Here is an 8942-nt window from a genome sequence, read left to right on the forward strand (position 1 = left end):
CAGCCCCGGGCCCCGTCGGTCTCCACCACGTACGTGCCGTACGCCACCGCCGCGTCGGCCGGGTCCTGGCCGAGCAGCCGTCCGGCCTGGGCGCGGCCGAGCACCACATGCTCAGCCGCCGACAGCGCCGCGAGCGCCCCGTCGGTCCGTTCGCAGCCGTCCAGGTCGACGACCGTCCGGATGTCCGGCGCTCGCGCCAGCAGCGGGGCGGCCCAGGGGAACCGGTAGCCGTCGAGGTACAGCCAGCCGCCCCCGGCGGCCCCGAGCCGCCGGACCGTCTCGGCCACATGTTCCTCGGCGAGGTCGTCGTCCTGGCTGATGACGGAGCGCTCGCCGTCCGGGGTGACGAGCAGGACCGCCGTGGTGAGGCGGCCGCTCCGGAAGGCCCAGTCCACCTTCACCCCCGCCGCGCCGAGCCCGTCGAGAAAAGCGCTGCTCAGCGCGTCGTCCCCCACCACTCCAGCGAACCGGGCATCCGCACCCACCCGGGCCGCGGCCGCGGCCGCGTTGGCGGCCATCCCCCCGTCGTGGCGCCTGATGTCCCGCGCCTGCACCCGGTCACCGGCGCCGGGGAGCGCCGGCACGTTCACCGTCAGGTCGCTGTTGCCGTACCCGCAGAAGACAATCATGAAGAAGTAACCCATTCTCCGCCGTCCGCCGGGCGGCGGCGGTCTGACGGGACGTGACTTCGGCCGTCGCCCACCTGCTCAGGGGCGTGCCGGACCGTTGAGGCTGGACCGTAGGGCGCGGACGGCGGAACCGTCAACGGGGCCGCACCCCGGCCCGGCCCGCACACTCTCCGTCCACCCCCTTCACGCAAAGTTACGTGATCCGATCGGTTGACCAAACGTCATGACGTTCGCATGATTTGGGCATGGCTTGGGACGACGAAGACTTGATGGACGGCCCGGTGTCGAAGTGGCATCAGATCGCCGAGCGGCTCCGCTCGGCGCTCGCCAAGGGGGAGTTTGCCCCTGGTGATGCCCTGCCGTCCGAGACCGTGCTCACCCGGCGCTTCGGCATCAGCCGGACCACGGCGCGCAGCGCGCTGAACGAGCTGGAGAACGAACAGCTGGTGACCCGGCGCTCCGGACAGGGCACCATCGTGCTCCCGCCGAAGGTCGAGCAGCCGCTGAACCTGCTGGCCTCGTTCGCCGACGACATGCGGGCGCGCGGTCTGCGCCCCGGATACCGGCTCAACGGCGTCACCGTCCAGCCCGCCCCCGCGGAGGTCGCCAGGGAACTGGGCGTCGAGGAGGGCGCCCGTACGGTCTGTGTGGACCGGGTGCTGCTGGCCGACGACGAGCCGATCGCCTCCAGCGTCTCGTGGCTGGCGGCCCGGATCGCCGACCCGGCGGCGCCCCCCGGCCAGGACGCGCTGCGGGACACCTCGCTGTACGAGTGGATCGAGCGGACCACCGGTACGCGGATCAGCTCGGGCCGCGAGTACATCGACGGTGGCGTCGCCGACGCGCAGCTGGCCAGGTCGCTGGAGATCGCCAAGGGCGCCCCGATCCTGATCGCCCGCAGGCGTGCGCTGTCGGCCGCCGGGGACCCGCTGGAGTACGTGACGATCACCTACCGCGCGGACCGCTACCGTTTCCGGATCGAGCTGGCCCGCCCATGAGGACCCCCACAGGTACGACGTCAACTCCCCCGGCCGGGGCAGCCGATGCGCCCGGGCCTGGCCAACGTCCCACCGCGACGGCGCTGTTCGTCGGGGACACGGTGTTCGACACCACGGTGCGGGTCGGCGCCCTTCCCGCGGCCGACGAGAAGGTGGTGAGCGCCGACCTCACGGACGCCATCGGCGGCGTGGTGACCAACGCGGCCCTCGCCTGCTCCCTCACCGGGGCTCCGACAGCGCTGGTCAGCGCGGTCGGATCGGACCCGGCGGGCCAAGAGTGCGTCGCCCGGGCGGAGCGCGCCGGTATGGACTTCCGGCCCGAGGTGGCGGACGGGCGGTCCAGCCGGGCCGTCATCACCATCGCCGCGGACGGCGAGAAGCACCTCGTCCTCGTGCCCGGCGCGCGCATGTACCCGTCCGAAGAGGTGTGCCGCACCCTCCCGCTCGCCGGAACGGGGTGGCTGCACACGGCCGTCTACGATCCGGCAGCGGCCCGTACGCTCCTGGCGCGGTGCGCCGAGAGCGGGGTGCCCTGGTCGGTCGACCTGGAGCCGGCGACGTTCGCCGACGGCATCGGGACACTCGCCGCCCATCTCGACGGCGCGGCGACGGTGTTCTGCAACACGCACGCCGCGCACGCCATCGGCCCGGCACCGGAACGGGTGCTCTTCGGCCTCGGAGCCCGCTCGGTGGTCTTCACCGACGGAGCACACGGCGCCCGCTGGTGCACCCCGGGCGACCCGGACGACCCCACCGCCCCCGCCCACGTGGTCGCCGTCCCCGCGCCGGCCGACCCGCCGCCGGTGGTCGACACGACGGGCGCCGGTGACTGCCTCGCCGGCTCCTTCGTCGGGATGATGCTGGAGACCGGAGACCCGCTCGCCGCCCTGCGGTACGCGGTGACGGCCGCGTCCCACAGCTGCTCGGGGTTCGGTGCCGGTTCCTCCTACGCCACCCGCGCCGAAGTGCTGCGCCTGCACCGGCCTGCCGGGTCGCCGTCCGAAACGGGGGCCGGCGCCTCATGACCCTGGTGAGCGAGGAGACGGACGTCTTCGAGGCCGCCCCGGGACAGCGGTGCGCGGTGGTGTTCCTGGCCCGGTGGCGTACACCGCGCCCGGCGGACCTGGACCGGACCGCGAGCGCCCTCGGGCAGGAGCTGGCGGCGCTGCGGGCCGAGGGCTGGCGGCTCTCGGTCGACCGTATTCTGGCGGGCGGCCCGGGTCCGGTACCGGACGCGCCCACGGTGTACGAGACCGGCTTCTCCCATGACGTCGACATCGTCGGGATGTTCGAGGCCCCGTCCCCGACGGCGGCGCTGGCCGGCACCGTACGGCTGGAAGGCGCCGGCTGGGGACGCCTGCTGCGCACCGAATGGCTGCTCGGGCCACGGGAGTTCCTGCCGGTCGTCGGCGCCGCCTCGCGGCCGGAGCGGGACCAGTGGGCCTTCTTCGCGCTGTGGAAGTGGAACAGCGCCTGGCAGGCAGCGACCGCGCAGGAGCGGCGCGAGTACGACCTGGAGTGCGATGTCGCGTTCTCGTCCGACGTACGCGACGGCGCGGCCATCGCCGGACGGCACCGTCTCGACGGCGCGAGCGAGTGGGACCACATCGGCGTCTGGCGGATCCCGGGCGTCGAGATGGCGGACGCGGCGATGCGCGAGCACGCACGGGTGGCGGACTTCAAGTTCACCACGTCCCGCCACTACATCGGTCGGCGCACCCGGCTCGACGACGCCCTCCGGCGGAGACGCCTTCGAGAGGAAACGACGCAGGACAGGACATGACGGAGGACAGGACATGAATGACGTCGTCTGGCTGCACCACTCCCTCCCGCGTACCAGCTGGTACGACCTCCCGCCCGGCCGACGAGCCCGGCACGAAAGGGACTTCCAGGAGCAGCGCACGGCATCCGAGCGGCACGGCGGCAGCATGAACGGCCGCTTCCACGTACGCGGGCAGAGCGACTACTCCCATGTGGAGATCTGGTCGTTCCCCAGCGCGGAGCACGCCTTCGACCACTGGTCCCGGCTGGTCGCCGCCGGATACACGGCCTGCTTCGAGTTCTCCAACCAGGTGGGCCTGGCCGACCCGGCCACCCCGCCCGCCTGAGCACCGCAAGCCCGTCAAGAGACACCGCACGAGAGGAACCCATGAACACCCCTGCCCCCCGGACCGATGACCAGCGGCCGCTCGGCGTCTTCCCGCCCAAGGAGTCGGCGCTGGAGTCGATCTTCGGCACCGACCGTGCCGTCATCGGCGTCGTCCACTGCCCGCCGCTCCCGGGCAGCCCCCACTACCGAGGGCAGCCGATCGCCGAGCTGATCCAGTTCGCCGTGGAGGAGGCGACCGCGTACCGCGAGGGCGGCGTGCACGGCCTGATCGTGGAGAACGCCTGGGACCTCCCCTTCCCCAAGCCGGAGGACCAGGGCTTCGAGACGGCGGCCACCCTCGCCGTGCTCGGCGACCACGTACGCGAGAAGGTCGGCCTGCCCGTCGGCGTCAACGTCCTCGCGAACGGGGCGCACTGCTCGATAGCCACCGCTCAGGCGTCGCAGTCGTCCTTCGTGCGCGTCAACCAGTGGGCGAACGCCTATGTCGCCAACGAGGGCTTCATGGAAGGGCTCGCTCCCTCCGCGACGCGCTACCGGGCGACGCTGCGCGCCGAACACCTGAAGGTCTTCGCCGACGTCCACGTCAAGCACGGCTCGCACTCCATCATCGCCGACCGCTCGCTGGCCGAACAGACAGAGGACGCCGAGTTCTTCGACGCGGACGTACTCATCGCCACCGGCGGACGCACCGGTGACGAGGCCGCCGAGAGCGAGGTCCGCGGCATCATGGACGCCACCGGGCTCCCGGTGATCATCGGCTCGGGTATGAACGACGGCAACGCGGAGCGGCTGCTGTCCCTGTGTCACGGGGCCATCGTGGCCTCCGCGCTGAAGGAGAACGGCCGCTGGTGGGGCCGGGTCGACCAGTCGAAGGTCCGGGCCTTCACCCGCCACGCCGAGAAGGCCGGCTACCAGCTCCCGTAACACGCCCTGCATCGCGCGCCCGTCCGTCCCGTCCTGACGGCCCGGCTGCCGTGACCGACGCGCCCCGCTGAGCGATCTTGCCCCCGTGACCGGCCGATGCGGCCGATGCGGCGCGGCCTGCCCCGCCGCGCACCCGTGCCCCACCGCGCGCGTGTGCCGCATCCGCCGGGCCTTCTTCCCCCACCCACCGCAGCACATGGCACCTGGCTCATGTGGAGGTACCCCCATGCCCGAACCGGCTTCCGCGCCGCACCCGAACCCGCCGGAACCGCCCGGACCGCCGCTGAGCGCACGGCTCATCAGCCGGAACACGGCGGACTGGGAGCAGGCGCTCGGGATGCGCTTCGTCCGCGAGGTCACATCCGACACCGTCAGCGACTCCGTCTTCGCCCGGTATCTGCACTTCGAGCGCGAGTTCGTGGACACCGCGGCCCGGCTGGCGGGAGCTGCGGTACGCGAAGCCCCCACCCACGCCGCTCTGGCCGGGCACGCCCGTACCCTGCACGCGCTGGTCACCGACCAGTACGCGTACTTCACCGAAGCGCTGCGGACCACCGGCGTGCCGGAGACCGGCGATCGGGCCGGGGCGCAGGCCGCCACCCTCACCGAAGAAGTACTCAGCGCTGCCGACTCCCTCGGCTATGCGGGGGTGGTGACCTGCATGTACGCGGCGGAGTCGCTGTACCGGCAGTGGTGCGCCGCTGCCGTGCGCACGCCGTCGGCGCGCACGGAGGTCGCGGACTGGGTGCGGCTGCACACCGTCGCCCCCTTCACCACCCAGGTGCGCTTCCTGGAGGACGAGATCGACGCGCTGGACAGCACACCGGCCGCCGAGGCCGAACTGGTCGCGGTCTTCGGCCGGGTCCTCGCCGCCGAGGTCCTCTTCCACGACGCCGCCTACATCGAATGACGCCGCGTACCGGAACGGCCCGTACTCCAACGCCCCGTACCGGCAAGCCCCTTACCCGAACGCCCCGTGCCCGACGTACCCGTACATCCCCGAACGAGACCGCCCCGCACTGCTGATCGCTCGTAGCTACCCGGAAGGTGGAGCGATGCCGGACCTCCGTACACCCAGGAATCTCCTCGAAAAGGCCGGCCTCCCCCGGCCTCTGGCGCTGGGATATCTGGCACTGGCGCTCTTCATGATCGGAGACGGCGTCGAACAGGGCTATCTGTCGGCGTTCCTGACCGATCAGGGCTTCGCCGCCCACCACATCGCGGTGATGTTCACTCTCTACGGAGTGACCGCGGGGATCTCCGCGTGGATGGCCGCCGCCCTCTCCGACGTGTTCGGACCACGCCGGCTGATGCTGGCGGGCGCCGTGGTCTGGGTGATCTTCCACGCCCTGTTCGTGACGCTCGGCGTGATGGACCACTCCGGCGCACTGCTGCTGGTCTGCTACGGGCTCCGCGGGTTCGGGTACCCGCTGTTCGCCTACGGGTTCCTCATGTGGATCGTCAAGACGGCGCAGCCCGCCCGGCTCGGCATGGCCGTCGGCTGGTTCTGGTTCGCCTACATCGCCGGCTTCTCCACGCTGAGCCCGCTGGTCGCCAAGGCGAGCATCGCCGTCATCGGCCCGCTGCCCACGCTCTGGGCGGGCCTGGTGGTGATCGCGGCCGGCACGGCGCTCGCACTGGCCGTGCGGGCCCCCGGCGGGAACCGGCCGGTCTCGAAGCTCGACGAGAACCCGCTGCGCGGTCTGGTCAACGGCGTATCGGTGCTGTGGCAGGAGCCGAAGGTCGCCGTGGCCGGTCTCGTCCGGGTCATCAACGGTGTCTCGCAGTTCGGCTTCCCGGTCTTCCTGCCCGTCTACTTCACCAAGTCCCTGGGGTTCCCGCTCGGGGACTGGCTCACCATCTACTCCGTGATGTACCTGGTGAATCTGGGCGCCAACCTGCTCGCCGGTTACTGGGGCGACCGCTACGGCATCACGCCCGTACTGCGCTGGATGGGGTGCGCGGGCTGCGCCGTCACCACCGTCGCCTTCTACTACATCCCGACCGCCACGCACAGCTTCTGGCTGTCCCTGCTCACCGGCTCCCTCTTCTGCGCCTGTCTGGCCGGCTTCTCGCCCATGTCCGCGCTGATGCCGCAGATCGCGCCGCAGCGTACCGGCGCCGCCATGGCCGGGCTCAACCTCGGCGCCGGACTCGGCACCGCGGCCGGACCCGCGCTGGTGAGCCTGTGCCTCGGGCCGCTGGGCGTGGTGGGCGTCATGTGGGTGTTCGGCGCGTGCTACGCGCTCGGCGCCGCCCTGACCCTCTTCCTCAGGGTGTCGTCACGCACCCCGGTGCCCGCCCCGGACAGCGGGCTCCCCGTCTCCTGAGCACCCCGAAGCAGCCTGAACTGCCTTCCCCGGCTTGGACTTCCCCGGGCGGGCTTCCCCTGCGAACCTCGGACCATTGGGGCTGCCCGGCCCCGCACCCGCCCGCCTCAGAGGGCGGACCGTGCCGTGCTGACCGGGTCCGGCCTGGCGCGCGTCCTGCTGCGGTCGTTGCGCAGGACGAGCAGCGCCACATCGTCGGTGGTACGGCCGCCGGTGTGCCGCAGCAGCGCCCGGTGCACCCGCTGGATCACCCGGGCGGGTGTGGGGGCGCCGTCGGCCGCCGCAGCCGACAGCGCCTCCTCCAGACGGAAGAACCGGCCCGCCGAGTCCCGCGCGTCGGTCGCCCCGTCGGTGTGCAGGAACAGCGCGTCACCTGGCAGCAGCCGGCCGCACCGGTCCGCCTCCACGGCCGCCGGCAGCGGGAACGTACCCAGCGGTGGCAACGGCTCGCCCGCGCTGAGCGGTTCCGCCGACTTCCCCAGCCGGTAGGGCCATGGATGCCCGCAGTTGACCGCCGTCATCACCCCCTCACCGTCGATCTCCAGGAGCAGTACGGTCACGAACTCCTCGGCCGACGGATGGCCGGGATCGGCGCCGCCCGCCGCCGGGTGCTCCTGGCGGGACCGCTCCCGCAGATGCCGTTCCAGCGCCCGCTCCAGCTTCCTCGCCACGCCCGGCAGTTCGGGCTCGTCGTGTGCGGCCTCCCGGAAACTGCCGAGGACCGCGGCCACCGCGCCGATGGCCGCCAGTCCGTGCCCGCGTACATCCCCGATCACCAGGCGCACCCCGTGCACCGTGGCCAGCGCCTCGTAGAGGTCCCCGCCGACCACCGCGCCGCGGGACGCGGAGAGCTGGCTCGCGGCGACGGCGAGACCGTCGATCCGTGCGGGCAGCGGCCTGAGCAGCACCCGCTGAGTGGCGTACGCGACGGCACGCACCTGCCTCAACTCCCGTACCGGGCCCAGCCGGACACCCGCGAGCACACAGCCGCCCAGGGAGAGCAGCGCGGAGCTGAAGGCCAGCCGGACGGTGATGCTGTCGTCGCCGAAGGGCGAGCCGGCCAGCTCCCAGCCGACCAGGACGGCCAGCCCGACCGCGGGAAGGCCGAAGACGACCGCTCCCCGCCATCCTCGGGTTCGGATCATGCCGCCGCCCCTCATGTGCCGGTCGGTCTTATGATCGGGCGCGTCGATTCTGTCCGCGGTGTGCGTCCGTTGGCGTACTCAGCAGCGCTTCTCACCCGAACGAGTGAGGGGCGCGCCCGGAGATCCGGACACGCCCCTCAGTGGTTCTGCCGTACACGGAACGGCGGTCACGCGCCGCGCAGCACCGCCCCGGTCCGCTCGGCGGCGAGCGCCACAGCGGCGTCCCTGGCTGCGGTCGCCTCCTCGACGGTCAGCGTGCGGTCGGCCGCGCGGAAGCGCAGCGCGTACGCCAGGGACTTCTTGCCCTCACCGATCTGCTCACCGGTGAAGACGTCGAACAGCCGCAGCGATTCGAGGAGTTCGCCGGCGCCCTCGTGCAGCGCCGCCTCGACGTCCACGGCCGGAACCCCGGCGGGGACGACGAGCGCGACGTCCTGGGTCGCCACCGGGAAGGAGGAGATCCGGGGCGCGACGAGCGTCGTGGCGGCCCGCTCCAGCACATCGAGCTCTAGCTCCGTCGCGCAGCTGCGCTCGGGGAGGTGGAACGCCTTGATGACGCGCGGGTGCAGCTCGCCCGCGTGCCCGGCGAGGACTTCGGCGCCGTCCACGACCACGTACAGCGCGGCGCAGCGGCCGGGGTGCCACGGTTCGTGCTGTGCGCCGCGGACGATCAGCTCGACACCGGCCTCACGGGCGACGGTACGGGCCGCCTCGACGGCGTCCGCCCAGTCGGCCGGGCGGCCCTTGCCCCACCAGCCGGCCTGCTCACGGGCACCGGCCAGGACGGCGGCGACGCGGCGCGGCTG

The 8942-nt window shown here is 72.5% G+C and carries 9 protein-coding genes and 1 pseudogene; 7 read left to right on the forward strand and 3 right to left on the reverse strand.

Annotated elements, in window-relative coordinates; translation table 11 throughout:
* Positions 1–629, reverse strand: a 629-nt coding sequence (locus tag G3I19_RS31460; RefSeq protein WP_164267123.1) for a carbohydrate kinase family protein, incomplete at its 3' end; no start/stop codon positions are given.
* Between the two features lie 245 nt (positions 630–874).
* On the opposite strand from G3I19_RS31460, the gene G3I19_RS31465 reads away from it, so the two are divergent.
* From G3I19_RS31465 to G3I19_RS31495, 7 genes are all read left to right on the forward strand, one after another.
* A complete protein-coding gene (locus G3I19_RS31465) occupies positions 875–1627 on the forward strand; it encodes a GntR family transcriptional regulator (protein WP_164267124.1) in 753 nt (250 codons plus the stop codon).
* A complete protein-coding gene (locus G3I19_RS31470) occupies positions 1624–2652 on the forward strand; it encodes a carbohydrate kinase family protein (RefSeq protein ID WP_164267125.1) in 1029 nt (342 codons plus the stop codon). The genes G3I19_RS31465 and G3I19_RS31470 overlap by 4 nt, the downstream gene beginning before the upstream one ends.
* Before the next feature lie 5 nt (positions 2653–2657).
* Complete coding sequence (locus G3I19_RS31475) at positions 2658–3410, forward strand: hypothetical protein (protein WP_164267126.1); 753 nt, start codon at positions 2658–2660, stop codon at positions 3408–3410.
* 13 nt (positions 3411–3423) lie between these two features.
* Positions 3424–3735, forward strand: a complete 312-nt coding sequence (locus tag G3I19_RS31480; RefSeq protein ID WP_164267127.1) for an NIPSNAP family protein — start codon at positions 3424–3426, stop codon at positions 3733–3735.
* A gap of 41 nt (positions 3736–3776) precedes the next feature.
* Positions 3777–4661: a BtpA/SgcQ family protein gene (locus tag G3I19_RS31485; RefSeq protein WP_164267128.1), complete on the forward strand. Its 885-nt coding sequence runs from the start codon at positions 3777–3779 to the stop codon at positions 4659–4661.
* 226 nt (positions 4662–4887) lie between these two features.
* Positions 4888–5571 carry a TenA family protein gene (locus tag G3I19_RS31490; RefSeq protein WP_164267129.1) on the forward strand — a complete coding sequence of 228 codons (684 nt, stop codon included), beginning with the start codon at positions 4888–4890 and terminating at the stop codon, positions 5569–5571.
* A gap of 145 nt (positions 5572–5716) precedes the next feature.
* Positions 5717–6991, forward strand: a complete 1275-nt coding sequence (locus tag G3I19_RS31495) for an MFS transporter (RefSeq protein ID WP_164267130.1) — start codon at positions 5717–5719, stop codon at positions 6989–6991.
* Between the two features lie 107 nt (positions 6992–7098).
* Here G3I19_RS31495 and G3I19_RS31500 read toward each other — a convergent pair whose 3' ends face one another.
* Together G3I19_RS31500 and G3I19_RS31505 are read right to left on the reverse strand one after the other, a co-directional pair.
* The gene (locus G3I19_RS31500) at positions 7099–8136 is read right to left on the reverse strand and encodes a PP2C family protein-serine/threonine phosphatase (RefSeq protein ID WP_164267131.1); all 1038 of its coding nucleotides are present in this window, start codon (positions 8134–8136) and stop codon (positions 7099–7101) included.
* Between the two features lie 167 nt (positions 8137–8303).
* Positions 8304–8942: pseudogene (locus G3I19_RS31505) on the reverse strand (phenylalanine--tRNA ligase subunit beta); the annotation flags it as partial.

It is taken from the genome of Streptomyces sp. SID10853 (genome assembly GCF_010548145.1).
GTDB lineage: Bacteria > Actinomycetota > Actinomycetes > Streptomycetales > Streptomycetaceae > Streptomyces.

Coding starts and splice junctions, on each gene's coding strand:
- G3I19_RS31465 (WP_164267124.1), top strand. CDS start 875: ATGGCTTGGGACGACGAAGACTTGATGGACGGCCCGGTGTCGAAGTGG.
- G3I19_RS31470 (WP_164267125.1), top strand. CDS start 1,624: ATGAGGACCCCCACAGGTACGACGTCAACTCCCCCGGCCGGGGCAGCC.
- G3I19_RS31480 (WP_164267127.1), top strand. CDS start 3,424: ATGAATGACGTCGTCTGGCTGCACCACTCCCTCCCGCGTACCAGCTGG.
- G3I19_RS31485 (WP_164267128.1), top strand. CDS start 3,777: ATGAACACCCCTGCCCCCCGGACCGATGACCAGCGGCCGCTCGGCGTC.
- G3I19_RS31490 (WP_164267129.1), top strand. CDS start 4,888: ATGCCCGAACCGGCTTCCGCGCCGCACCCGAACCCGCCGGAACCGCCC.
- G3I19_RS31495 (WP_164267130.1), top strand. CDS start 5,717: ATGCCGGACCTCCGTACACCCAGGAATCTCCTCGAAAAGGCCGGCCTC.
- G3I19_RS31500 (WP_164267131.1), bottom strand. CDS start 8,136: ATGATCCGAACCCGAGGATGGCGGGGAGCGGTCGTCTTCGGCCTTCCC.